General features: G+C 62.4%; 23 protein-coding genes. 4 read left to right on the top strand and 19 right to left on the bottom strand.

The genetic code is table 11. From position 1 onward, the window contains the following. Positions 1-53: 53 nt before the first annotated feature. From ACVW0Y_RS01155 to ppc, 4 genes are all read right to left on the bottom strand, one after another. A complete protein-coding gene (locus tag ACVW0Y_RS01155; protein ID WP_457435491.1) occupies positions 54-398 on the bottom strand; it encodes a hypothetical protein in 345 nt (114 codons plus the stop codon). A gap of 154 nt (positions 399-552) precedes the next feature. Further along, on the bottom strand, positions 553-1,233 hold the full coding sequence (tsaB, locus tag ACVW0Y_RS01150) for a tRNA (adenosine(37)-N6)-threonylcarbamoyltransferase complex dimerization subunit type 1 TsaB (RefSeq protein ID WP_457435489.1): 681 nt from the start codon (positions 1,231-1,233) through the stop codon (positions 553-555). Positions 1,234-1,333: 100 nt separating this feature from the next. Then, positions 1,334-1,981 (bottom strand): adenylate kinase, encoded by a 648-nt coding sequence (gene adk, locus ACVW0Y_RS01145; protein ID WP_457435488.1) that lies wholly within the window; start codon positions 1,979-1,981, stop codon positions 1,334-1,336. A gap of 201 nt (positions 1,982-2,182) precedes the next feature. Further along, positions 2,183-4,819: a phosphoenolpyruvate carboxylase gene (gene ppc / locus ACVW0Y_RS01140; protein ID WP_457435487.1), complete on the bottom strand. Its 2,637-nt coding sequence runs from the start codon at positions 4,817-4,819 to the stop codon at positions 2,183-2,185. 227 nt (positions 4,820-5,046) lie between these two features. Between ppc and ACVW0Y_RS01135 the strand changes: the two genes are divergently transcribed. Further along, entirely contained in the window at positions 5,047-5,397 is a 351-nt protein-coding gene (locus ACVW0Y_RS01135) for a pilin assembly protein (protein WP_457435486.1), read from the top strand. A gap of 49 nt (positions 5,398-5,446) precedes the next feature. On the opposite strand, the gene ACVW0Y_RS01130 is transcribed toward ACVW0Y_RS01135, so the two are convergent. After that, a complete protein-coding gene (locus ACVW0Y_RS01130; RefSeq protein WP_457435485.1) occupies positions 5,447-5,833 on the bottom strand; it encodes a VOC family protein in 387 nt (128 codons plus the stop codon). 467 nt (positions 5,834-6,300) lie between these two features. Here ACVW0Y_RS01130 and ACVW0Y_RS01125 point away from each other — a divergent pair, with 467 nt between their 5' ends. Together ACVW0Y_RS01125 and ACVW0Y_RS01120 are read left to right on the top strand one after the other, a co-directional pair. Then, the gene (locus tag ACVW0Y_RS01125) at positions 6,301-6,711 is read left to right on the top strand and encodes a DUF4398 domain-containing protein (RefSeq protein ID WP_457435484.1); all 411 of its coding nucleotides are present in this window, start codon (positions 6,301-6,303) and stop codon (positions 6,709-6,711) included. Between the two features lie 36 nt (positions 6,712-6,747). Continuing rightward, a complete protein-coding gene (locus ACVW0Y_RS01120; RefSeq protein WP_457435483.1) occupies positions 6,748-7,524 on the top strand; it encodes an OmpA family protein in 777 nt (258 codons plus the stop codon). 73 nt (positions 7,525-7,597) lie between these two features. Here the strand turns inward: ACVW0Y_RS01120 and cadR are convergent, their stop codons facing one another. Further along, complete coding sequence (cadR, locus tag ACVW0Y_RS01115) at positions 7,598-8,065, bottom strand: Cd(II)/Pb(II)-responsive transcriptional regulator (protein WP_457435482.1); 468 nt, start codon at positions 8,063-8,065, stop codon at positions 7,598-7,600. A gap of 81 nt (positions 8,066-8,146) precedes the next feature. Here cadR and ACVW0Y_RS01110 point away from each other — a divergent pair, with 81 nt between their 5' ends. Then, on the top strand, positions 8,147-10,327 hold the full coding sequence (locus ACVW0Y_RS01110) for a heavy metal translocating P-type ATPase (protein ID WP_457435481.1): 2,181 nt from the start codon (positions 8,147-8,149) through the stop codon (positions 10,325-10,327). Between the two features lie 69 nt (positions 10,328-10,396). On the opposite strand, the gene ACVW0Y_RS01105 is transcribed toward ACVW0Y_RS01110, so the two are convergent. The 13 genes from ACVW0Y_RS01105 to ACVW0Y_RS01045 form a co-directional block, all read right to left on the bottom strand. Further along, positions 10,397-10,723 (bottom strand): hypothetical protein, encoded by a 327-nt coding sequence (locus ACVW0Y_RS01105; protein WP_457435480.1) that lies wholly within the window; start codon positions 10,721-10,723, stop codon positions 10,397-10,399. After that, positions 10,720-11,616: an alpha/beta hydrolase gene (locus ACVW0Y_RS01100; RefSeq protein ID WP_457435479.1), complete on the bottom strand. Its 897-nt coding sequence runs from the start codon at positions 11,614-11,616 to the stop codon at positions 10,720-10,722. Before ACVW0Y_RS01100 ends, ACVW0Y_RS01105 begins: the two co-directional genes overlap by 4 nt. Beyond that, the gene (locus tag ACVW0Y_RS01095; protein ID WP_457435477.1) at positions 11,616-12,362 is read right to left on the bottom strand and encodes a TIGR00266 family protein; all 747 of its coding nucleotides are present in this window, start codon (positions 12,360-12,362) and stop codon (positions 11,616-11,618) included. Before ACVW0Y_RS01095 ends, ACVW0Y_RS01100 begins: the two co-directional genes overlap by 1 nt. A gap of 150 nt (positions 12,363-12,512) precedes the next feature. Next, the gene (locus ACVW0Y_RS01090; protein ID WP_457435475.1) at positions 12,513-13,808 is read right to left on the bottom strand and encodes a flavohemoglobin expression-modulating QEGLA motif protein; all 1,296 of its coding nucleotides are present in this window, start codon (positions 13,806-13,808) and stop codon (positions 12,513-12,515) included. 104 nt (positions 13,809-13,912) lie between these two features. Next, positions 13,913-14,464 carry a hypothetical protein gene (locus ACVW0Y_RS01085; RefSeq protein WP_457435824.1) on the bottom strand — a complete coding sequence of 184 codons (552 nt, stop codon included), beginning with the start codon at positions 14,462-14,464 and terminating at the stop codon, positions 13,913-13,915. A gap of 126 nt (positions 14,465-14,590) precedes the next feature. Then, positions 14,591-15,301: a TetR/AcrR family transcriptional regulator gene (locus tag ACVW0Y_RS01080; RefSeq protein WP_457435474.1), complete on the bottom strand. Its 711-nt coding sequence runs from the start codon at positions 15,299-15,301 to the stop codon at positions 14,591-14,593. A 158-nt stretch (positions 15,302-15,459) separates the two neighbouring features. Beyond that, complete coding sequence (lysS, locus tag ACVW0Y_RS01075) at positions 15,460-16,977, bottom strand: lysine--tRNA ligase (RefSeq protein ID WP_457435473.1); 1,518 nt, start codon at positions 16,975-16,977, stop codon at positions 15,460-15,462. A 147-nt stretch (positions 16,978-17,124) separates the two neighbouring features. Beyond that, positions 17,125-18,220, bottom strand: a protein-coding gene (gene prfB / locus ACVW0Y_RS01070) for a peptide chain release factor 2 (RefSeq protein ID WP_457435472.1) whose coding sequence is annotated in 2 segments (ribosomal slippage) — positions 17,125-18,147 and positions 18,149-18,220 — 1,095 coding nt in all. Because the reading frame shifts where the segments join, the coding sequence is not laid out codon by codon here. A gap of 188 nt (positions 18,221-18,408) precedes the next feature. Continuing rightward, a complete protein-coding gene (locus ACVW0Y_RS01065) occupies positions 18,409-19,113 on the bottom strand; it encodes a tellurite resistance TerB family protein (RefSeq protein WP_457435470.1) in 705 nt (234 codons plus the stop codon). Positions 19,114-19,242: 129 nt separating this feature from the next. Then, entirely contained in the window at positions 19,243-20,196 is a 954-nt protein-coding gene (locus ACVW0Y_RS01060; RefSeq protein WP_457435822.1) for a diguanylate cyclase domain-containing protein, read from the bottom strand. A gap of 82 nt (positions 20,197-20,278) precedes the next feature. After that, the gene (cheB, locus tag ACVW0Y_RS01055; RefSeq protein ID WP_457435469.1) at positions 20,279-21,283 is read right to left on the bottom strand and encodes a chemotaxis-specific protein-glutamate methyltransferase CheB; all 1,005 of its coding nucleotides are present in this window, start codon (positions 21,281-21,283) and stop codon (positions 20,279-20,281) included. Between the two features lie 2 nt (positions 21,284-21,285). After that, on the bottom strand, positions 21,286-23,556 hold the full coding sequence (locus ACVW0Y_RS01050; protein ID WP_457435467.1) for a response regulator: 2,271 nt from the start codon (positions 23,554-23,556) through the stop codon (positions 21,286-21,288). Continuing rightward, the gene (locus ACVW0Y_RS01045; RefSeq protein WP_457435466.1) at positions 23,553-24,248 is read right to left on the bottom strand and encodes a chemotaxis protein CheW; all 696 of its coding nucleotides are present in this window, start codon (positions 24,246-24,248) and stop codon (positions 23,553-23,555) included. Before ACVW0Y_RS01045 ends, ACVW0Y_RS01050 begins: the two co-directional genes overlap by 4 nt. Positions 24,249-24,250: the final 2 nt, after the last annotated feature.

Raw genomic sequence — 24,250 nt, 5'->3', positions numbered from 1 at the left:
ACCACAGGAAACGAGTTGTTTGTGGAAGGGGCTTTAGCCGCGAGTTTTTGATTTTACGCGTAGGTATCCAGGCCGAGGATTTCGCTGGCGTCGCTTTCGTTCGAGTAGCTGGCGGTACTGGCGTAGCTGGCCAATGCCTGTTGGGCGCGGTTGCTGACGCCGCTGCGCTGCACCAGTACATCCTGGGAACGCGCCGGCAGGCTGTCGCTGCTGGCAGTGCTGGCTTGCACCCGGCGTTGCTGCGGGGTGCTTTCGATACCTTGGCTGGTCGAAGGGCTGGCCGGGACGTCTCGACGTGTCTCTGCCTCGCGCTGAACCTCGCGAAAAGGCGTGACCGCGCTACCCGGGCGTGGGGTGCGATCCAGCGTATAAGAGGAAGTGAAACCGTCGATGCGCATTACTGCTCAGACTTCTCGTTCAGACGTATCGGATTCAGCTGACATACAGTGGCCATTCGCAACTACGGCCAGTCCATGTGTCGGGTATGTAACCAGAGTCGCTACATAAGCGCAATTGGCCGCTAGTCGCACGGCCAGCCTGGGCGCTGAGTGGTCAAGGAGCGGCCTTGGGGGTTGCCACCTTGTCGCGCAGATACACCGGCTGCGCCTGGTCGGCCGGCAGCGCTTCGCCACGGGCCCAGGCGAATTGCGCCAGGCTCAGCAGATCGAGGGCGTGGGGCAGCATGGCGGGTTCCTGGCCGACGACGGCTACCGGGATACGCGCCGCGAAGGTACCCCAGCCGGTGCCGGCACCGAACCAGTCGCCACTGGCATCGCGCGGCAGATTGGCCTGCTCCGGTGGCAGTACCGCCTCCAGGCCAGCCAGACGCATTTCGCCCTGCTCGGCGCGGTAACAGCCCCAATACACTTCATCCATGCGCGCATCGATGGCGCTGGCCACCTGCTGTGCGCCGTGCTCACGCAACGCCCGTTGGGCCAGCACGGCCAGGTTGGACACCGGCAACACCGGACGATCCAGAGCAAAGGCCAGCCCCTGCACCACACCGATGGCAATGCGCACCCCGGTAAAAGCACCCGGGCCACGGCCAAAGGCAATGCCATCCACTGCCGACAGGCTGATGCCGCCTTCGGCAAGCAGGTCCTTGATCATCGGCAACAGGCGTTGCGCATGCAGGCGCGGAATCACTTCGTAGTGGCTCAGCACCTTGCCGTCGTGCAGCAGGGCAACGGAGCAAGCTTCGGTTGCGGTATCCAGGGCCAGCAGAGTGCTCATTGGTCGATCCAGGGCAAAGAAAAACGGGGCGCAGTATAAACGCCAACGGCCCGCAAGCGGGCCGTTGGTTGAAAAGCGGGTTGTCGTGGCTACAAAGCGATCAGCTCAGCGCAGCGAGAACCTTGGCGGTGATACCTTCCACCGAACCAACGCCTTCAATGTAGCTGTACTTCGGCGTGCCTTCGGCAGCCGACAGTTGCTGATAGAAGTTCACCAGCGGTTTGGTCTGGTCGTGGTAGACCTTCAGACGGTTGCGCACGGTGGCTTCGGTATCGTCGACGCGCTGCACCAGGTCTTCGCCGGTGACGTCGTCTTTGCCTTCCACTTTGGGCGGGCTGTAGATCAGGTGGTACACACGGCCGGAGTCGGCGTGAACGCGGCGACCGGAGATGCGCTGAACGATTTCTTCGTCATCTACCGAGATTTCCACTACATGGTCCAGCTTCACGCCAGCGTCCTTCAGGGCTTCGGCCTGAGGAATGGTGCGTGGGAAGCCGTCGAAGAGGAAGCCATTGGCACAATCTGGCTGAGCGATGCGCTCTTTGATCAGGCCGATGATCAGGTCATCGGAAACCAGACCACCGCTATCCATCACACCTTTCACCTGCAGACCCAGCTCGGTGCCGGCTTTAACCGCGGCACGCAGCATGTCGCCGGTGGAGATTTGTGGAATGTTGAATTTTTCGGTGATGAAGCGAGCCTGGGTACCTTTGCCGGCACCGGGCGCTCCCAACAGAATCACGCGCATCTCTGTGCTCCTCAAGATTGAATAGAACTCGTCGGATTCGCCTCGTGGGGCCAATCTCGGTATAGGTCCCGGCAGCACGGAGCGGCCAAAAGGTTGCTCAAGATACACAGCGCACCGGTACCGCACAAGTCACCGAAAGTAGCAGCGTACGGGGCCATTCGGAGCATCTGGAACGCCCCGCGCAGCCCCCTCGCCCACCCCTCAACCGGTGTTGCGCAGCCCCGCCGCGATACCCGCCACACTCACCAGCAGCGCCTGCTCCAGAGGGCTGTCTGCCTGGCGCTCGGACTGTCTAGAACGGGCCAGCAGCTCGACTTGCAGCAGGTGCAGCGGGTCGAGGTAGGTGTTACGTACGGTGAAGGCCGACAGGGTTTGCGGACTGTGGGCCAGCAGCTGTGACTGCCCGGTCAAAGCCAGCACACAGCTAACGGCCTGCGACAATAGGTCGCGTAAATGCGCACCCAGCGGTCGCAGTTCGTCCGTTACCAGGCGTTCATCGTACAGCCCGGCAATGGCCGCATCGGCCTTGGCCAGAACCATTTCCAGCATGTCGATACGGGTGCGGAAGAACGGCCAGTGCTCGCGCATCTGCGCCAACAGCTCGCCTTCGCCGCGCTGCAGGGCATTGCTCAGCGCCGCTTCCCAGCCCAGCCAGGCGGGCAGCATCAGGCGCGTCTGGGTCCAGGCGAAAATCCACGGAATGGCGCGCAGGCTTTCCACCCCGCCTTCCCGACGCTTGGCCGGCCGACTGCCCAACGGCAGGCGTCCGAGTTCCTGCTCCGGGGTGGCCTGGCGGAAGTACTCGACGAACTGCGGGTGCTCACGCACCACCGCGCGGTAACCGGCCACGCCGTCGTCGGCCAGTTTGCCCATCAGCTCGCGCCAGGCTGGTTCCGGCACCGGTGGCGGTTGCACCGTGGCTTCCAGCACGGCGGCCAGGTACAGGTTGAGGTTCTGCTCGGCGATATCCGGCAGGCCGAATTTGAAGCGGATCATCTCGCCCTGCTCAGTGGTGCGGAAACGCCCCGCCACCGAGCCTGGCGGCTGCGACAGAATCGCCGCATGGGCCGGGCCGCCGCCCCGCCCCACGGTGCCGCCGCGGCCATGAAAGAGCAGCAGCTCCACCTGATGCTCACGGCATACATTCACCAAGGCTTCCTGCGCCCGGTACTGCGCCCAGGCCGCCGCCGTGGTGCCGGCATCCTTGGCCGAGTCGGAATAGCCGATCATCACTTCCTGCGGGCCATGCAAGCGCGAACGGTAGCCGGGCAACCCCAGCAGACGGTCGATGGCCGCGCCGGCACCTTCCAGATCGGCCAGGGTTTCAAACAGTGGCACTACGCGGATCGGCCGTTGCAACCCGGCCTCTTTAAGCAGTAGTTGCACCGCCAGCACATCCGAAGGCGCACCAGCCATGGAAATCACATAGGAACCCAGCGAGGCCTGCGGCGCCTGCGCCACCACCTTGCAGGTGGCGAGCACTTCAGCGGTGTCTGCAGAGGCCTGGTAATGCGTCGGCAGCAACGGCCGGCGGTTGTTCAGCTCGCGCAGCACAAAGGCCACGCGGGTTTCTTCATCCCATTCCTGGTACTTGCCCAGGCCGAGAAAGTCAGTGATCTCGCTCATGGCCGCGGCATGCCGGCTGGAATCCTGGCGCACATCCAGACGCACCAGAAACAGGCCGAAGGTGGCGGCATTGCGCAGGCAGTCGAGCAGCGGGCCGTTGGCAATCACGCCCATGCCGCACTCATGCAGCGAGTGGTAGCAGCGCTCCAGTGGTTCCAGCAGCTCGTTGTTGCTGTGCAGCACCGCAGCGCCAGGTGCCTGCTCGCCATGCAGCGCGGCCTCGGCCCAGGCCCGAGTGGCTTTGAGGCGTTCGCGCAACTGCTTGAGCAAGGCGCGATAGGGCTCCGGGCTATCACCCACCAGTTCGCGCACCGCCGCATTGGCCTGCTGCATGGACAACTCGGCCGCCAGGTTATCCACATCACGCAGATACAGGTCGGCGGCCATCCAGCGCGCCAAGAGCAGCACTTCGCGGCTGACCGCAGCGGTGACATTGGGGTTGCCGTCGCGGTCGCCGCCCATCCACGAGGCAAAGCGGATCGGTGCTGCGGTCAGTGGCAAACGCAGGCCGGTGGCGGCGTACAGCGCATCGTCGGCGCTGCGCAGGTAGTTGGGCACGGCCTTCCATAGCGAATGCTCGATCACCGCGAAGCCCCATTTGGCTTCATCCACCGGGGTGGGACGAGTGCGGCGGATCTCCTCGGTATGCCACGCCTCGGCAATCAGTCGGTGCAGGCGCTGCTTGACCTGGCTGCGCTCGGCCGGTGACAGATCGCTGTGATCCTGAGCCGCCAGTTGCGCGGCAATGGCGTCGTATTTCTGAATCAGGGTACGGCGCGAAACCTCGGTGGGGTGTGCCGTCAGTACCAGTTCGATTTCCAGTCGGCTTAGATGGCGGGCCAGCACCTCGGCGCTGGTTCCGTCCTTTTTCAGGCGTTCCAGCAGCTGCGGTAGCACCTCGGTTTCAAAGCGCGGTGGCTCCTGCGGTGCCAGGCGTCGCACCTGGTGATACTGCTCGGCGATATTGGCCAGATTGAGGAATTGATTGAAGGCCCGCGCTACAGGCAGCAGTTCATCTTCCTTGAGGCTGTCGAGGGTGCTGGTCAATTGCGCGGCACCCGTGGCCGAGCCCTGGCGTGCGGCTTTGGCACCCTTGCGAATGCGCTCGATCTTGTCGACAAACCCCTCGCCCCGCTGGGCACCGATGGTTTCACCAAGCAATTGGCCGAGCAGGTGAACGTCCTCACGCAAGCGCGCGTCGATTTCCGCCATTAGCACTTCTCCGCTGCCGATTCATAACAGGCTTGAGCTTAACCCGCGCTGGGAAACACGCGAACTGGGGTTCGAGAGTGCCGTTCGCGCCAGGTTCTTACAAGGTTGCGACGAATGACATCGACCGCTCACCCCAGGGTCTAGTCTGAAAAAGGTAAGCCGCGCGGCGTTACCCCCACAAGGGATACCCGCCCGCTTGGCCCTCATACACCACCCACGAGGTATTTATGAAGATTCGCGAACTTGTTCGCCACTGGGAACACTTTGCCACCGGCCGCCTGACCCGCACGCCCTACCAGATCCACCTCGACCTCGAAGCCGCCGCACGCCTGGCGGCACTCAGCGAGATGTACCCCAAGCGCCAGCCGGAAGAACTGCTTGGCGAGCTGATCGGTGCAGCGTTGGAAGAACTGGAGGCCGGCCTGCCCTATGTAAAGGGCACGCAGGTAGTGGCCACCGATGAGCTGGGCGACCCACTGTATGAAGATGTGGGGCCTACGCCGCGGTTTCTCGCCCTGTCGAAAAAATACCTGCAGGAAAGTCAGCGCTCGGTATCCGCAGCGGCAAATGAGGCGTGAGGGCGAACAACCTGCTTATCGAGCTGAGCGATGGAGATAGCGCCGCAGCCTAGTCCGGCGCTAACACCTCGACCTTGATACGGTCAGGATCCTCACAGAAAAGCGCGTAATAGTTTTCTCCACCGGCGAACGGGTATTCGTTTTCGTAAAGGCTGGTGTAGCCGTTCGCCTTCACCCAGGCCGCTATCTCGTCTACGTGAGCGCGCGAGCGGCCCAGAAAGGCCAGATGATTCAAGCCAACTCGCTTGCGATGATAGCCAGCAGCCAGGTGCTCTTGCGGGGCTGGCAGGAAACAGAAGTAGGCTTGCTTGTCGTTGATGTAATTCATCCCGCCAGACCAGCGTTCCTGCTCATATCCGAGCAGCTGCATAAAGGGTGTCCAGAAGGCCAGCGCCCTCTCCAAATCACTCACGTAAATTTCGATGTGATGCAGCATGCCGGTGCTCCGCAACAAATGTGCCCAAGGCCCGATAGAGACAGCCTGCAAAGGCGCACCATCGGTAGCAAGGAGACAATACGAATAGCGGGCCGCTACAACCAGCCGTAAGCTGCAGTGAAGGCCATGAACTACGGGCCTTTAGGAGCTGTTCGCGCACGCCATGCTCGTGATCAGCCGCCGGTTAAGAAACGCCCGCAAATCCCTGCCATCGACATCCATGCGCACTCCGCGCCCTGCGAACTATTGGTCGATTCCTGCTTCTCAAAAATCCGCTGCGTAGGTGCCTGAGTACCATCCGTCGTCAATTATGTTGAACATTTTTCGCCACGCCCCAGTCACAAAGAATAAGCCAGCGCATTTGCCATTAGCCGGCAACGTATAGCCATCGTCGGCTAACTATCGGTAAACAGCATGCATCTGGCAGGCAAGTTGTCTTGAATGAAGACATCTTTGGAGCGTCACCAATGGAGCGGAAAATCATGAAGACAAGCCCTGCTTTCACCCACCCCAAAGCCGTTCTGGCGGCACTGGCCCTGGGCAGCAGCCTGGTACTGAGCGGTTGCGCCGGCACCCCGCCCACCGAACAGTTCGCCGTTACCAATACCGTGGTCAAGAGCGCCGTAGCGGCCGGTGGCCCGGAATACGCCCCGGTACCGATGAAAGCTGCGCAGGACAAACTGGTCGCAGCGGAAAACCTGCTGCGTGACGACCAATACGAACAGGCCCGCATGCTGGCCGAACAAGCCGAATGGGATGCCCGCGTAGCCGAACGCACCGCGCTGGCCGCCAAGGCGCAGAAAACCCTGCAGGACTCGCAACAGGGTGTTCAGCAAATCCGTGAAGAAGGTGCTCGCACGCCGATCATCGTGCAGTAACGCGCAGCGCTTTTAACCAGATAAGGACAATCCGTCATGAACAAGTTGATTTCAGTTTCTGCCCTGTCGGTACTCAGCCTCGCCCTGGTGGCCTGCGCCTCCAAGCCCAATCCGAACCTGGACCAGGCCCATAGCAACTACTCGGCCCTCACCGCCCAGCCGCAAGCCCAGTCTCTGGCACCGCTGGAAACCAAAGAAGCCGGCGATATGCTCGCCCGCGCCGACATCGCCTATGGCGACCGTCAGCCGCAGGCACAGGTCGACCACCTGGCCTATATCACCAACCAGCGTGTTGAAGTAGCGCGTCAGACCCTGCTGCAGAAGCAGGCTGAACAGAGCCTGGCCAACGCCCCGGCCCAGCGCACCCAGGCGCAGCTGGACGCGCGTAACCAGCAAGTGAACGTGCTGTTGCAACAGCTGCAAGCCAAGCAAACCCCGCGCGGCACTGTGGTCACCCTGGGCGACGTACTGTTCCAGATCGACCGCGCCGAGCTGACGCCAAATGGCCTGCGCAACGTGCAGGAGTTGGGTAACTACCTGCAACAGAACCCGACCAGCCAGGTGGTGGTAGAGGGCTTTACCGATAACACCGGTACCACCGACCACAACCTGCGCCTGTCGCAAGCGCGTGCCGACTCGGTGCGCAGCGCGCTGGTGAGCATGGGGGTTTCGCCCACCCGCATCACCACCCACGGCTTCGGTAAGGACTATCCGGTAGCCAGCAATGCCTCGCCGGATTCGCGCACGTTGAATCGTCGCGTTGAGGTGACCATCGCCAATGGTCCAGGGCCGGTTACGCCGCGCGTGTTGTAAGCCGCGAGGGCAATAAAAAATCCCGCTTTCGAGCGGGATTTTTTATGCCACAACCATCTCCGTAGGAGCGGCTTTAATGACGCTTGTGCACCCCCGGCACATGCAAATGCCCGGCATCGATACAGGCCTCACTCGCCACTGTCGGCGGCGCAGGTTGCTCCAGCTCGCGCAAAATCCCACACGCCTGGTTATTACCCGCCACCTGGCAATGGGCACGCAGATCGCGCAGCTGTTCCTGCAGCGCCCGCAGTTCGGTAATCCGCACTTCAACGTGATGAATATGTTCGTCGATCAGCCGATTGGCCGCCGTGCAGTCGGCTTCCGGCGCATCGCGCAAGGCCAGCAGTTCGCGAATTTCCTGCTGGGTCATATCCAGCGAGCGGCAATGCCGGACAAAGGCCAGGCGCTCGACGTGCACCTGGCTGTACTGCCGGTAATTGCCTTCCGAGCGCGTAGGCGTGGGCAGCAAACCCTCGCGTTCGTAGTAGCGGATGGTCTCCACCGGGCAATCGGTGAGGCGCGCCAGTTCGCCAATTTTCATCCTGTGTGCCTCACTGCTTGACTCTGTAGTAGCTACAGGGTGTGCAATCACGGCCAGAGCGTCAACCCAGGAGTTTTTGCCATGAGCCACGACCACCATCACTGCTGCGACCATCACCACGACACGCCGGCCCCGACTGCGACGGTGGCGATCGGCGGTGCCACCGGTGAACTGCGTTGGAGCAGCCTGCGCATCGAGGCCATGGACTGCCCGACCGAAGAGCGTCTGCTGCGCGATGCCTTAGGCAAGGTGAAGGAAGTGGAAGCCCTGGAGTTCAACCTGATCCAGCGCGTGCTGCGGGTGCAGCATCGCTTTGCCGAATTGCAGCCACTGCAGCAGTTGATCGCCACCTTGGGCATGCACGCCGAGCCTGTGGATAAAACCGCGCCAGCGCCCGTTGCCCAGCACAAGCCCTGGTGGCCGCTGGCGTTGGCCGGCCTGGCGGCGCTGGTGGCCGAAATCCTCGAATGGACGGAAATCGGCCCCACCTGGTTGATCGCCCTGTTTGCCTTGGCGGCGATTGCCGGTGCCGGGCTGCCGACTTACCGCAAGGGCCTGATCGCCCTGAAAAACCGCAACCTGAATATCAATGCGCTGATGAGCATTGCCGTGACTGGTGCCGTGCTGATTGGTCAATGGCCGGAAGCAGCGATGGTCAGTGTGCTGTTCGCGATTGCCGAACTGATCGAAGCGAAATCCCTGGAGCGTGCGCGCCGCGCCATTCGCGGCCTGCTGGATCTGACCCCGGCGCACGCCACAGTGCAGGTCGATGGCCAATGGCGCGAGGTGAATGTCGCCGAGGTCGCGCTTGGCAGCCGCGTGCGTGTGCGCCCTGGCGAACGCATTGCCCTGGATGGCCAGGTGCTCAACGGCCGCTCCAGCGTCAACCAGGCGCCCATCACCGGCGAAAGCCTGCCCGTGGAAAAAGTGCCCGACGACGTGCTGTTCGCTGGCAGCATCAACGGCGAGGGCGAGCTGGAATACACCACCACCCGCGCCGCCGACGACAGTACCCTGGCGCGCATCATCCATGCGGTAGAAGAAGCACAAAGCTCGAAAGCGCCCACCCAACGTTTCGTTGATCGTTTCTCGCGCATCTACACCCCGACCGTGTTTGCCATCGCTGTGCTCACTGCCGTACTGCCCCCCCTGCTGCTGGGCGGCCAGTGGCTGGACTGGATCTATAAAGCCCTGGTTTTGCTGGTAATCGCCTGCCCATGCGCCCTGGTGATTTCCACCCCGGTGACTCTGGTCAGTGGCCTGGCGGCAGCCGCGCGCCTGGGCATTCTGGTCAAGGGCGGGGTGTTTCTGGAAATGGGCCGGCAACTGGCTTGGGTGGCGCTGGACAAAACCGGCACCCTCACCCACGGTCGCCCACAGCAAACCGATGTGCTGCTTCTAGGTGAGCAGCCTCAGGCCCGCGCCCTGGCAGCCAGCCTGGCCGCGCGCTCCGACCACCCGGTGTCGCAGGCCCTGGCCCGTGCCGCCGCGGAGGAACAAATCGAACTGCTGGAGGTGCAAGACCTGATCGCCCTCCCCGGCCGCGGGGTAAAAGGGGTGATCGACGGTACCCCTTATCACCTGGGCAACCATCGCCTGGTGGAAGAGCTGGGCCTGTGTTCGGCCGAGCTGGAAGCCAAGCTCGACAGCCTCGAACGCCAAGGCAAAACCGCCATCGTGCTGCTTGATAATACGGGCCCGCTGGCCCTGTTTGCGGTGGCCGATGCGGTACGCGAAACCAGCCGCGAAGCGATTGCCGAGCTGCACGAGCTGGGGGTGAAAACCCTGATGCTGACCGGCGATAACCCGCATACGGCGGCGGCTATCGCCAGCCAGGTGGGTATCGATGAAGCGCTGGGCAATCTGCTGCCGGAAGACAAGCTGGCCGAGATTCAGCGCCGTCAGGCCGGCGGCCAACGGGTCGGCATGGTGGGTGACGGTATCAACGATGCCCCGGCCCTGGCCCGTGCCGATATCGGTTTCGCCATGGGCGCTGCCGGCACCGACACCGCCATCGAAACCGCCGGGGTGGCGCTGATGGACGATGACTTGCGCAAGCTGCCGGTATTTATCCGCCTGTCACGCCGCACCCATGCCGTACTGATGCAGAACATCGTGCTGGCGCTGGGCATCAAGGTGGTGTTTCTCGGCCTGACCCTGGCGGGTATGGGCAGCCTGTGGATGGCCGTGTTTGCCGATATGGGCGCAAGTTTGCTGGTGGTGTTCAACGGCTTGCGGTTGTTGCGCGCACGCTCTTCGTAGGAGCGGCTTCAGCCGCGATCCCTGGAAAAGGCAATCGCGGCTAAAGCCGCTCCTACGGGACCGTGAAAATTACTCAACCTTCTGCGGCGTTTCCTGCCCCATGCAGCGCACCGCTTTCTTGCGGTTATCCACCAGCACGCCGGTCAGGCCTTTCTGTTCGGTGTCGAACAGCACCACGATGCCATCCACGCACTGCGCCACTTGCGCGGCCGGTTCCAGGGAGACTTTGTAGTCTTCACCCGGCACGGTCTTGAGCATGGTGAATTCCGCCAGCAGCAAGGCGTCTTCTGGCTTGGCGATATGCAGATAACCGTAGAACCACAGCGCGGCCACGGTGCCCATGATGGACAGCACGCCAGTGATGATCAGGGGTCTTGCGTCGCGTGGTTGGCTCATTGCGGGGTCTCATCGGAAGTCGGGGTATTGGGCACTTCAGCCAGGCGTCGCAGCCCGGTAAAACCCGTGGGGTCGCTCAAGAACATCAGCATCACCTGCCGCCACACCGGGTCGGCGAAGGTCTGCACATGGCCACCACGTGTGGGCTGTAGCACCCTCGGCGGGCGCGCAGCTTGATACAAGCTCACGCCGTTGGAAAGGGGCACGACCGTATCGTCAATGCTCTGGTAGATCAACAGCGGCAGCTGCGACAAATTGCCAATGCTATTGATCGCACTGTCGTCATCGGGCACCAGCCAGGACAGCGGCACCTGCAGCGGCCAGGTCAGCCACGAGCTATCCAGGGTCAGGCGGGCAATGGCGCGGTAACTGGCCGGCACGCCATCCAGCACCATGGCGGTCAGGCGCTTGGCCTGCTCGGGGTGCTCGCTGAGGTAATGCACCGCCAGCGCGCCGCCGATGCTTTGCCCCAGCAGGTACAGCGGCTGGCCCTGGGTTTCTGGCGCGCGCTTCAACCAGGCGAAGGCGGCGTCGATGTCCTGATACACGCCCGGCAGGTCCGGCGAACCCTCGGACTTTCCGTAGCCGCGGTAGTCCAGCAGTAACACCTGATAGCCCTGCTCCGGCAGCCAGTAACTACCGCCCAGGTGCGTCGCGACGTTGCCGCCGTTGCCATGCAGGTGCAGCACCGTGCCCTTGAGCGCCACCCCGGGTTTCACCGGCAACCACCAGGCATGCAGGCGCGTGCCGTCGGCGGCAGTCAGGGTGATATCGCGAAATTCCAGCTTGGCCACAGTGGGGGTGAAAGGCACTTCCTTGAGCGGGAAGAACAACAGGCTGCTGCAACCGCCCAGACTCACCAGCAACAGGCCCAGCACCAGCAAGCGGCGCATCAGTCGCCCCCAGCGCGTTTTTCCTCGCGGGCTTTATAGGTAGCCTCATAAACCCGTTCGGCCAGCCGTGAAAACGGTAGGCTTTGCAGCCACACGGTGCCGGTGCCTTTCAGGGTGGCGAGCACGATGCCTTCGCCGCCGAACAGCATGCTTTTCAGGCCGCCGGACAACTGGATGTCGTAGTCGATGCCTTCGCTGAAGGCCACCAGGCAACCGGTGTCTACCCGCAGGGTCTGGTTGTGCAACTCCTTGCGCACCACGGTGCCACCGGCATGCACAAACACCAGGCCATCGCCTTCGAGTTTTTGCAGGATAAAACCTTCGCCGCCAAAGAAGCCGGCACCCAGGCGCTTGTTAAAGCACACGCCAATGTGGGTGCCGAGGGCAGCACAGAGAAAGGCGTCTTTCTGGCAGATCAGGGTACCGCCCAGCGTTTCCAGTTCGATAGGCACCACGCTGCCCGGATAGGGCGCGGCGAAGGCCACGCGGGCCTGGGTTTTACCGTGGTTGGAAAAGTGCGTCATAAACAACGACTCGCCGCCGATCATGCGCTTGCCGGCGCTCCACAACTTGCCCATCACGCCGTTGGCCGAGCCATCGCCCAGGTGCGCGTCGAAGTGGATGCCGTCGGTCATGTAATTCATCAGCCCGGCTTCGGCGATCACCGATTGCTCGGGGTCGAGGATGATTTCCACCGTTTGCGCCGAGGTGCCGAGAATTTCATAAGCGAGTTTCTGGCTGGGCATGCTGGGCTCCATCCTGTGGTGTTCGGCTGACGACTCTGGGTCCCGGCCTGCGCCGGGACGACGGAGTTTTTCCAATCTACACCGTCGTCCCGGCGCACGCTGGGACCCAGAATATCTAAGCAAACGAGCATTCAAGGGCGACCACCGCTCCTACAAAATATTCGCGTAATCCGCTTCGATACGATCCAGGCTCAGGTGGTTGAGGAAGTTGGAGAAACACATCCACGCCGACAAGGCATTGAGGTCACGGAACTGCGGTGGCAGGTATTTGGGCGGCACCACCAGTCCCTCATCCACCAGCTGGCGCAGGGTGCGCATATCTTCCAGAGTGGCCTTGCCGCAGAACAGCAGCGGAATGGCCTCCAGCTTGCCTTTGCGCACCGCCAGCTGAATGTAGTTGTAGATCAGGATAAAGCCCTTGAGGTACGACAGATCCTTGGTGAACGGCAGGCCGTCCGGGGTCGAGCCACGGAAGCTGCGGCTGGCGTTGGCGTAGCTCTGCTCCATATCGAAGCCTTGCTCGCGGAAGAAGTCGAACACCTGCAGAAAGTCGGCACCCTCTTCGGCCATATGGATGGCGCGGGTGCGGTTGGTCAGCTTGCGCAAGCGGCTCGGGTAGGAGGCGAAGGCAATCACTTCCATCAGAATCGCCAGGCCTTCCTGGGTTACGGTCGACGAGGGTGGGCCCTTGGCCAGAAAGGTGCAGATCGGCTGGTTCAAACCATTGAGCGTGGTACCGACATGCACCAGCCCTTCATGCACTTCCAGGGCGCGCACATCGCGTTCGTTGAACATCGCATCGGCGCGGATCTTGATGTAATCGGCACCCGCCGCTGCGTCGGCCAGAATGCCGTCGGATTCGAACACGCGGATGGTGCTCTGCTCTTCACCGAACACCGTATTCAGGCGGCCCTGCAGCATCTGCACGGCATCCTTGGCGGTCAGGGTTTTCGGTTCGTCCTTAAGGTCGCCGCGGTCATCGATCTTGTTCAGGTAATCGGAAAACATCAGGCCGAGATCGGCCAGGGTCGGGTCGCCAGCATGGAAGGCATCCGAGGCCGAGCCGTAGAGTTCTTGCGATATCAAGCCGAAGTCCGGGGTGCCGCGGGCTTCGAGCATGCGGATGACCATGCGGTATTCCTTGCACATACGCCGCATGATCTGCCCCACCGGATTGAACTGGCCGAGCTGGCGGGTGATATCCCGTTCGATGTTCTGGAATTCCAGCTTCTTGGCCCCGGAATCGAAGCCCAGCGGGCGGCCGGCGTAGTAATCGCTGCCGACTTGCGGCAGTTCCTTGCCTTTGCCCTTGAGGAACGCCTTGCGCACATTTTCATCCCACTTGACGGCGTCCAGCACGCGGATCGGCGTTTGCGCCTCCACCAGCCGGTCGGACAAGGCGCGAATCACCAGTTGGTAGTCGTCAAGTTGGGTCTGGCTGTTCATCGGTCCCTCGCCTTGTTTTCAGGATCAACAGCATCGCGGCTGAAGCCGCTCCTACAAGATTGTGCAGTCCGTAGGAGCGGCTTCAGCCGCGATGCTTTTAAGCGTCAGTCGCCAGTGCGTTGATACCTGGCCACCTCGATAAATACATCGGAGTTGGCCTGATCGTCCAGATAGGCGAAGACTTTCTCCAGCGGGCTGGTGATCAGCACACCATCACCCTCGGGGGTTTCCACCACATTGCCCTGCAAACCACCCACTTGCAGCTCCTGGCTGACCCGGTCGATATCCAGATTGTAGAGCAGCAGTTCGTTGTCTTTGGTCAGTTCGAAACCGCCGATGGCGAAGTTGGCGCCCAGGCGTTTCGGCAGGCCCGCGGACAGGTACCAGCGACTGCCGTGATGGGACACGGTGAAGCTGTATTCCTCGACGCTTTTATCGTTGTCCGGGGTGTTGATATAGGTGCGCGCTTTATAGACGTTGGAGCCGGAGCGGCTGATGTCCAGGTACAGGGTGTCGCCGAACTCGTTCTTGCGCGTCCACTCGCCCAACAGCGGAATCGGCGCCGCTTCGTTGGCCGGGATGGGGTCCTTGAAGGTCACCAGGCAGCCGCTGAGCAACAGAAACGACACTGCAATCAGCACCCGCCAAGCCTTCACCGAGGTTTCCATTCGCTGCCCACTCCTCTTTGCTGAAAACAAAACCGCGCACCCTACGCTAGAAATGTGACAAGTGATGCGACCGAGGATTCATCGCAGGTTGGGCTGTAAAGCCCAACCTGCCTATTAAAGGCCCAGCACCAGATACATATAGCGCTTGAGGATCGCCAGCATATCGGCACCATCCAGATTCGCCGCGCCATCGATCAGGCCCTGATACTCCATGCGCTCCACGATGCCGGTCAGCACTTTGGCATCCTGCTCCGGTTGCTGCGAACCGAGCACTTCGAAAAAGTGCGTCGCCCCCTGTTGGAGAATCTGCCGGTGCGCGCGCACCAGGTCGTGCAGGCGCGGGTTGAGCAAGGCTTCCTGCTGGAAGGCGCGCTCGGCGAGCAGATGGGCCGGGCGCTCCTGCACTTGCTGGCGGACATACTCCACGGCCATCGCAGCAATGTAGTCGGCCAGTTCGCGGCGCGATTCGACGCTGCCATTGAGCTTGTCGACGCGGGTGCGCAACAGGCCTTCAGTGCCCTCCCAGAACGCCGCCATATCGGCGGCACTGCGCTCCACAAACAGGGCGAAGGTGTCGGTGATCAGGTCGTTGATGTCTTTGAAATAGTAGGTGGTGGCCGACAATGGCACTTCCGCCTCGGCAGCTACAGCGCGGTGGCGCACGGCGCGCACGCCTTCACGAACGATGATGCGCATGGCGGCATCAAGAATCGCCTGGCGGCGCTGCTCGCTGCCCTGGCGGCTGGCCTTGCGACCCTGGTACTGAACGCTTTCGGCAACGGCGCTGGCAACGTCAGCGGTGCTGTCTCGGGAAGGTTGGATCACGACTGAGCTTACCTCTCGCACTATCTATTGAAAGCAGACCCGAACTCTTTTGAAGTCGGCGGGCCTTGGAGCCTGGCTAGGCAGAATAGATCCCTCTGGGCCGAACAAACGCCCCGAACAGTAACAAAAAACCGCCCGAAGGCGGCTCTCTGTCAGCATCAGGCTTGCGGGCGCATGTGCGGGAAGAGGATCACGTCGCGAATAGACGGCGCGTCGGTCAACAACATCACCAAACGGTCGATACCAATACCCTCACCGGCAGTTGGAGGCATGCCGTATTCCAGGGCGCGAACGAAATCGGCGTCGTAGTGCATGGCCTCGTCGTCACCGGCGTCCTTCTCGGCCACCTGGGCCTGGAAGCGTTCGGCCTGATCTTCGGCGTCGTTCAACTCGGAGTAGGCGTTGGCGATTTCGCGCCCACCAATAAACAGCTCGAAACGGTCGGTGACGCTTGGGTCTTCGTCGTTACGACGGGCCAGCGGCGACACTTCGAACGGGTATTGGGTAATGAAGTGCGGCTGCTCCAGCTTGTGCTCCACCAGCTCTTCGAAAATCATCACCTGCAGCTTGCCCAGGCCTTCGAAGCCCAGCACCTTGGCACCGGCTTTCTTGGCGATCTCGCGGGCCTTGTCGATATCGGTGAGGTCGGCGGCGGTCAGCTCGGGGTTGTACTTGAGGATCGAGTCAAACACCGACAGACGCACAAACGGCTCGCCGAAGTGGAACACCTTGCCCTGGTACGGCACGTCGGTGGTGCCGAGTACCAGCTGGGCCAACTCGCGGAACAGTTCCTCGGTGAGGTCCATGTTGTCTTCGTAGTCGGCGTAGGCCTGGTAGAACTCGAGCATGGTGAACTCGGGGTTGTGCCGGGTCGATACGCCTTCGTTACGGAAGTTGCGGTTGATCTCGAACACCCGCTCGAAGCCACCGACCACCAGACGCTTGAGGTACAGCTCCGGCGCGATACGCAGGAACATGCCCATATCCAGCGCATTGTGGTGGGTTTCAAACGGCTTGGCCGCGGCACCGCCCGGAATGGTCTGCAGCATCGGCGTTTCCACTTCGAGGAAATCGCGTTTCATCAGGAAGCTGCGGATATGGGCGATCACTTGCGAACGCACGCGGAAGGTCTGGCGGGTTTCTTCGTTGACGATCAGGTCGACGTAGCGCTGACGGTAGCGGGTTTCGGTGTCGGTCAGGCCGTGGTGCTTGTCCGGCAGCGGGCGCAGCGACTTGGTCAGCAGGCGCACGTTGGTCATTTCCACATACAGATCGCCCTTGCCGGAACGGGCCAGGGTGCCTTCGGCGGCGATGATGTCGCCCAGGTCCCAGGTTTTCACCTCGGCCAGCTTCTCTTCCGACAGGGTTTTGCGATTCACATACACCTGAATGCGACCGCTCATATCCTGAATCACCATGAACGCGCCACGGTTGAGCATGATGCGACCGGCCACCTTGACGGGAATAGCAGCGGCTTCCAGCTCTTCCTTGGTCTTGTCCACGTACTGCTTCTGCAAATCAGCGCAGTAGTTGTCGCGGCGGAAGTCGTTGGGGAAGGCCTGACCCTTGGCACGTGCTGCGGCAAGCTTTTCCTTGCGCAGGGCGATCAGGGAATTCTCTTCCTGTTGCAGCGCTTGCAGGTCGGGCTGCTGTTCGGTGGTGTTGTGGTCGCTCATGGTTTTACAGTTTCCATTACAGGGTGCCGTGTACGGAGTGCCGTGCTATTGGTCGTAGGAGCGGCTTCAGCCGCGATGTTCCTGATCTCTAAAAGCATCGCGGCTAAAGCCGCTCCTGCGCCTGACGGTCGTATCTGGTGGCTGCACTTACAGCCCTTGCTTAAGGCTCGCGATCAGGTAGTCGTCGATGTCGCCATCCAGCACCTTGTCGCAATCGCTGCGTTCGATGCTGGTGCGCAGGTCCTTGATGCGCGAGGCATCGAGAACGTACGAGCGAATCTGATGACCCCAGCCGATATCCGACTTGGTCTCTTCCAGCGCCTGGGACGCCGCGTTGCGCTTCTGCACTTCCTGCTCATACAAGCGGGCGCGGAGCATTTTCATCGCGGTGTCTTTGTTGGCGTGTTGCGAACGTTCGTTCTGGCAGCTGACCACGGTGTTGGTCGGTACGTGGGTAATACGTACGGCCGAGTCGGTGGTGTTTACGTGCTGACCACCGGCACCGGATGAACGATAGGTGTCAATGCGCAGGTCTGCCGGGTTGATCTCGATTTCGATGTTGTCATCGATTTCCGGCGAAACAAACACCGCCGAGAACGAGGTGTGGCGGCGGTTGCCGGAGTCGAACGGGCTTTTGCGCACCAGACGGTGCACGCCGATCTCGGTACGCAGCCAGCCAAAGGCGTATTCGCCCTTGATATGCACGGTAGCGCCCTTGATGCCCGCCACTTCACCGGCCGACAGCTCCATGATGGTGGCGTCGAAACCGCGCTTGTCGGCCCAGCGCAGGTACATGCGCAGCAGGATGTTGGCCCAGTCCTGGGCTTCGGTGCCGCCGGAACCGGCCTGAATATCCAGGTAGGCGTTGTTGGGGTCCATCTCGCCACTGAACATGCGGCGGAATTCGAGTTTTTCCAGGGCTTCGCGCAGGCGCTCGACTTCGGCGGCGACGTCGTCCACCGCACCTTGGTCTTCTTCTTCGGCAGCCATTTGCAGCAGGTCACGGGCATCGCTCAAGCCCGTGCTCATTTCATCGAGGGTCTCGACGATCTGCGCCAGGGCGGCACGTTCGCGGCCCAGGTTCTGTGCGTATTCGGGGTTGTTCCACACGGCCGGGTCTTCCAGCTCGCGGTTGACTTCAGTCAGACGATCACTCTTGTGATCGTAGTCAAAGATACCCCCGAATGGTCTCGGAACGTTCGGAGAGGTCCTTGATGCTGTTAAGGATCGGGTTGATTTCCATGGTGGGCAGCACTCGCAGGCTTGAACTTTCGAAAAGCCGGCGAGTATACCCCAGTGACCGCAAGGGTTGCAGCCGGTAATCGGCGGACCCTGAACCCTGAACCCTGAACCCTGAACCCTGAACCCTGAACCACAGAAACGTAGGGCGAATATCCGCATCGCGGATATTCGCCCTACGCCGCGATTGCTTTAAAGCGCCTGACGCACCTGGCTTTCCAGTTCGAGCTTGAGGGACGGCTCAAGCTTGAGCTGCTTGGCCAGCTCGTCCAGATAGGCGCGCTCCATAAAGTGCTCCTCGTCCACCATCAGCACACTGGCCACATACATTTCCGCGGCCATCTCCGGGGTACTGGCGGCGCGGGCGACGTCGGCGGGGTCGAGGGGTTTGTTCAATTCCAGGTCGAGCCAGCGATTCAGCTCGGCGTCGTTGCTGAGTTTGACGAACTCGCCCTCGATCAGCTGGCGCTCACGGGCATCGACATGACCGTCGGCTTTGGCCGCCGCCACCAAGGCTTTGAGAATGGCCTGGCTGTGCAGCTCGGCTTGGGCGGGTGGCAGACGGTCGAGGGTTTGCGGTTCAGTGGCGGTGCCGGCTTGGTTCGCCTGCCAGTTGCCATAAGCCTTGTAGGCGATCACCCCGAGTGCGGCCAGGCCGCCGTAGGTCAGAGCCTTGCCGCCCAACTTGCGCGCGCTCTTGTTGCCCAGCAGCAGGCCCATGGCCCCGGCCGCCAGTGCGCCGCCGCTCGCGCCGCTGAGCAGGCTGCCCAGATTGGCGCTATCGAGCAGCCCGCCAGCCTTGCCGCCCTGCCCCGGCTTAGCACCGCCAGCGGCCTTGCTTTGCAGCAGGTCCTGGCCGGATTTCAGCAACTGGTCGAGCAAGCCACGGGTGTTCATACAGCCTCCAATCGTCAAATAAACCGACCGGCAGACTAGAACCAAATGCGCGCAAAGCCTTGTTTGAGAGTGTTTGCAGATGTTGCTCTGGAAACCAGCCCACCGCCTGTAGGAACGGTGGCAGACGCCTTACAACATCCCCACCTGATTACGCCCGGCATTCTTGGCCTGATACAACGCCCGGTCCGCGCTCTGAATCAACAAGCGATGCTCTTCACCCTGCTGCGGCAGCATGGTGGCCAGGCCAACGCTCACCGTCAGCACCGATCCCTCGGCCGGCGAGGTATGGGGAATGTTCAGCCCCTCCACCGAGCGGCGAATTTTCTCCGCCACCAGGCGTGCACCGCCCGACGAGGTGCTCGGCAGCACCATGGCGAACTCCTCGCCACCGTAACGCGCCGGCAGATCCGAAGGACGGCTGCAGCCGGCGCGAATGGCTTCGGCCACCTGGTGCAGCACTTCATCGCCCTTGAGGTGGCCATAGCCATCGTTATAGGCCTTGAAGTAGTCCACATCGATCATCAGCAACGACAACTGGCTCTGCTCGCGCATGGCCCGACGCCATTCCATTTCCAGGTATTCGTCGAAGTGGCGGCGGTTGGACAGCCCGGTCAGGCCGTCGGAGTTCATCAGGCGCTGCAGCACCAGGTTGGTCTCCATCAACTGCTGCTGGCTTTCGCGCAGGGCGCGGTGAGCTTCGTCGCGTTGCAGCTGCATCTGGAACGAGCGCGAGTGGTAGCGGATGCGCGCGATCAGCTCGATCGATTCGGGCAGCTTGACCAGATAGTCGTTGGCACCCGCGCCAAAGGCCGAGCTTTTCACCATGCCGTCGTCCTTGGTCGACAGCACGATGATCGGGATATCCGCCGTTACCGGGTTGGCGCGGTAGGCGCGGACCAGCGACAGACCATCCACGCCGGGCATCACCAGGTCCTGAATGATCACCGTCGGTTTTATCTGAATGGCCTGGGCCACCGCCTGATGAGGGTCCGAGCAGAAGTGGAAGCCGATGTTCGGCTCATTCACCAGGGCCCGGCGAATGGCTTCACCGATCATCGCCTGGTCATCCACCAACAACACCATTACGGCGTCTTCGTCGTTAATCACTGCGGCACTACCCCGATCACAAATGGTTGTTCTGTTGCCAATCCCTGATGCAACACCCCTACTTCCATAACCGGCACAAGGTCGGCGCTATGGCCTCCAACGGGCAGATCTCCACGGCGGCATCGATGGCCGCAGCCGCCTTGGGCATACCGTATACCGCCGAGCTCTGCTGGTCCTGGGCGATGGTATGAAAGCCCCGTTCGCGCAGCATTTTCAGGCCATTGGCACCATCACGGCCCATGCCGGTGAGCAGCACGCCCATGGCCTCGCCTTGCCAATACTGCGCGACGCTCTGGAAAAACACATCAATGGAGGGCCGGTAAATATGCTCGCTGGGCTCAACCGTATAGCTCAGCCGGCCGTCGCTGAGCAGGCGCAGATGGTTGTTGGTGCCAGCCAGCAACACCGTGCCCACCTGCGGTGGCTCGCCATCCACGGCCAGGCGCACCGGCATATTCGAGGCGCTGCATAACCACTCGGCCATGCCGGCGGCAAACACCTGATCGACATGCTGCACCAGCACCAGCGCGGCGGGAAAATCCGCCGGCAGGCCCCTGAGCAAAATCTCTAGCGCCGCCGGCCCGCCGGCCGATGCGCCAATGGCCAGCAGCGCCTGACGCTGCGGGGCCGGCGTGCTCTTGGCGGCAGCCACCGGGCTTTTTTCCCGCTGCCCCAGCAACCAGCCGATATTCTGAATCTTGCGCAGCAGCGGTGCCGCCGCCTCCCGCGGGTCGCCCACGCCCAGGGCCGGGGTGTCCACCACATCCACCGCGCCATAGCCCATGGCCTCGAACACGCGGTTGACGCTCTGCTGCGCATTGACCGTCACCACCACAATCGCGCATGGCGTCTTGGCCATGATCTGCCTTGTGGCTTCAACGCCATCCATCACCGGCATGATCAAATCCATCAGCACCACATCGGGCTTGTGTTCAGCACACTTGGCCACCGCCTCGGCACCATCGGCCGCCACCCAGACCACCTGGTGCGCCGGCTCGAACGCCAGCGCCCGGCGCAGCGCCTCCACCGCCAGAGGCATGTCGTTGACTATCCCTATCTTCACCCCTACGGCTCCCCGATCAGGTCGACCACCGCCGCCAGCAGCGCGTCGTCATGGAAACTGGCCTTGGCCAGATAATAGTCGGCCCCGGCATCCAGGCCCCGGCGGCGGTCTTCTTCACGGTCTTTATAGGACACCACCATTACCGGCAGGGACTGCAGGCGGTTGTCGCGGCGAATCAGGGTGACCAGCTCGATGCCATCCATGCGCGGCATATCGATATCGCTCACCAGCAAATCGAAGTGCTCGGCGCGCAATGCGTTCCAGCCGTCCATGCCATCCACGGCCACGGCCACCTCGTAGCCAGCCTGCAGCAGCAATTTGCGCTCCAGCTCGCGCACGGTCAGCGAGTCGTCGACCACCAGAATCCGTTTGCGCGCCACCGCACCGGCCTGCCGCGCGCCGCGGTCGATGCGTTCCAGGCGGCCGGTGCTAAGCAGTTTTTCCACCGAGCGCAGCATGTCTTCCACATCCAGAATCAGCACCGGCGTGCCGTCGTCCAGCAGCGCCCCGGCAGAGATGTCCTGCACCTTGCCCAGCCGCGCATCGATGGGCAGCACCACCAGCGTGCGCTCGCCGATAAAACGCTCCACCGCCACGCCATATACCGCATCGCGCTCACGAATCACCACTACGCGGATATCACCGGCCGAAGGCTCGCCTTCCGGCCGCTGCAGCAACTGGTGCGCCGCCACCAGGCCGATATGCCGACCCTCATGCCAGAAATGCTGGCGGCCTTCGAGCTGCACGATATCGGCCGGTGCCAGCTCCAGCATGCGGTCGATCTGCGCCAACGGAAAGGCATAGGCCTCACCGCCAATGGTCACCACCAGGCTGCGCACCACCGACAGGGTCAGCGGCACTTCCAGATGGAAAGTCGCGCCCTGCCCCGGCACCTGACGCAGCTCGATGGTGCCGCGCAGCTGGCGAACCATATGCTGCACCACATCCAGGCCGACGCCGCGCCCCGACACCTCGGTCACCGTGTCGCGCAGGCTGAAGCCCGGCAGAAACAAAAAACTCAGCAGCTCTTCCTCGCTCATCTGCGCGATGGTTTCGGCGGTGGATAACTGCCGCTGGGCAATCGCCCGGCGCAGCCGTTCCAGGTCGATACCGGCACCATCGTCGCTCAGCTCCAGCACCAGCAGGCCGGCCTGATGCCCAGCCTGGATACTGATCACCCCTTCCGCCGGCTTGCCCGAACGCGCCCGCACTTCAGGGCTTTCGATGCCGTGGTCGACGGCATTGCGCAGCACGTGCACCAGCGGCGCTTCGAGTTTTTCCAACACCTCGCGGTCCACCTGGGTTTTCTTGCCCTGCACGTCCAGACGCACCTGCTTGCCGAGGGAGCGGCCCAGGTCGCGGATCATCCGCTCCTGGCCACGCAGCACATCGTTGAACGGCCGCAGGCGGCAGGCCAGGGCGGTGTCATACAGCAGCTGCGCGCGCTGCTCGGACTGCCAGCTGAACTCGTCGAGGTCGCTGGCCTGCTGGGTGAGCAGTTGCTGGCAGTCATCCACCAGGCGCAGGGCATCGGCCAGCAGTTCCAGAAGCGGCGCATCGGCCTGGGCTTGGTTGAGCGCATCCTGCACGCCATTGAGGGTGCGGCTGGCGCTGGTCTGCAAACGCTTCATACGCTGCATCGAGGTCAGAAACGGCTTGAGCCGCTGCGACTCCACCAGGGATTTGCTCGACAGATCCAGCAACCGATTAAGGCGCTCGGCGGTCACCCGCAGCACCCGCTCGCCGCCGGCATCGGCCACTGGCGCTTCCTCCACTGGCACAGTCGGCGGCTCGGCCGCGACCGGCAACACCGGCTCGACCTCCACGGCCAGCCCCCGCTCAGGCTCGGGCGCGGCCAGGCGGCTTTCCTGCATGGCGATAAAGCCGCCACGACTCATGATGTCCATGGCCTCGATAAAGGCCGCGACATCCGCCGGAGTAACCCCGGCCTCCGGCTTGGCCACCCGCAGTAACAGATCGGTACCCTTGAGCAGCGCGTCGATATGCTCGGCAGTCAGGCGCAACTGACCGTTCTGCGCACTGACCAGGCAATCTTCCATGACATGGGCAATGCCCACCCCGGCATCCACCCCGACAATCCGCGCCGCGCCCTTCAGCGAGTGCGCCGCACGCATACAGGCTTCCAGTTGATCGGCTTGCGTGGGGTTGCGTTCCAGCGCCAACAGGCCGGCATTCAACACCTGGGCCTGGGCTTCGGCTTCCAGCTGGAACAGCTCCAGCATCGAGGCATCGCGCATCTGATCCGGGGTCATGTCAGGCTCCGCATTACCGCCTGCAATAACAGCGCTTCATCCAGCAGCCGCACGCTGCGCTGCTGCCAATGCAATACGCCGCGGGTGAGTTTGCCGCCGGCCGCGTTACCGGCACTCAGGCCCGCCTGACTGGCACTGGCCTCCAGCAGCTGCTGTTCGGGGAAGGCGTGAATGGCCAATACCTCGTCCACCGGTGCCACCACATTGCCGCCCGGGGCAGCCAGAATCAGCAGGCGCGGCAGCACCCGGCCGGTAGTTTTCGCCAGGGCGGCGGGCAGCGCCAGCAACTCGCTCAGCGACACACAGGGCACCAGCGCACCGCGCACATTGGCCACGCCGAGCAAGGCCCGCGAGCGCTGGTGGGGCAGCGAATGAATCGGTGCCAGCGGCGACACCTCCACCAGCGTACGGGTGGCCAGGGCCAGCCATTCATCCTCCAGGCGAAACACAATCAGCGAGCGCGTTACCTGCTCGCTCATATCCTTGGCCTGATCGTAGAGCGCCACATGCTCCTGGCTCAGGCTGTAGCGGTCGAGCAGACGCGTAGCCGCCGCGGCATACACCTCGCAGTTGCGGCAATGCACATGCTCCAGCAGCTTGGCGCAGCTTTTGTCGCCACGAATGCCGATGCGGTTCCAGCAGTCGTCCACCTGCTGGTCGCGGTCATGCAGGCTCAGGCTCAATTCACTCATCG

It is taken from the genome of Pseudomonas sp. TE3786, assembly GCF_054057335.1.
Note: the sequence above shows the minus strand (reverse complement) of the source record. Positions and strands in the feature narration are given on the sequence as shown.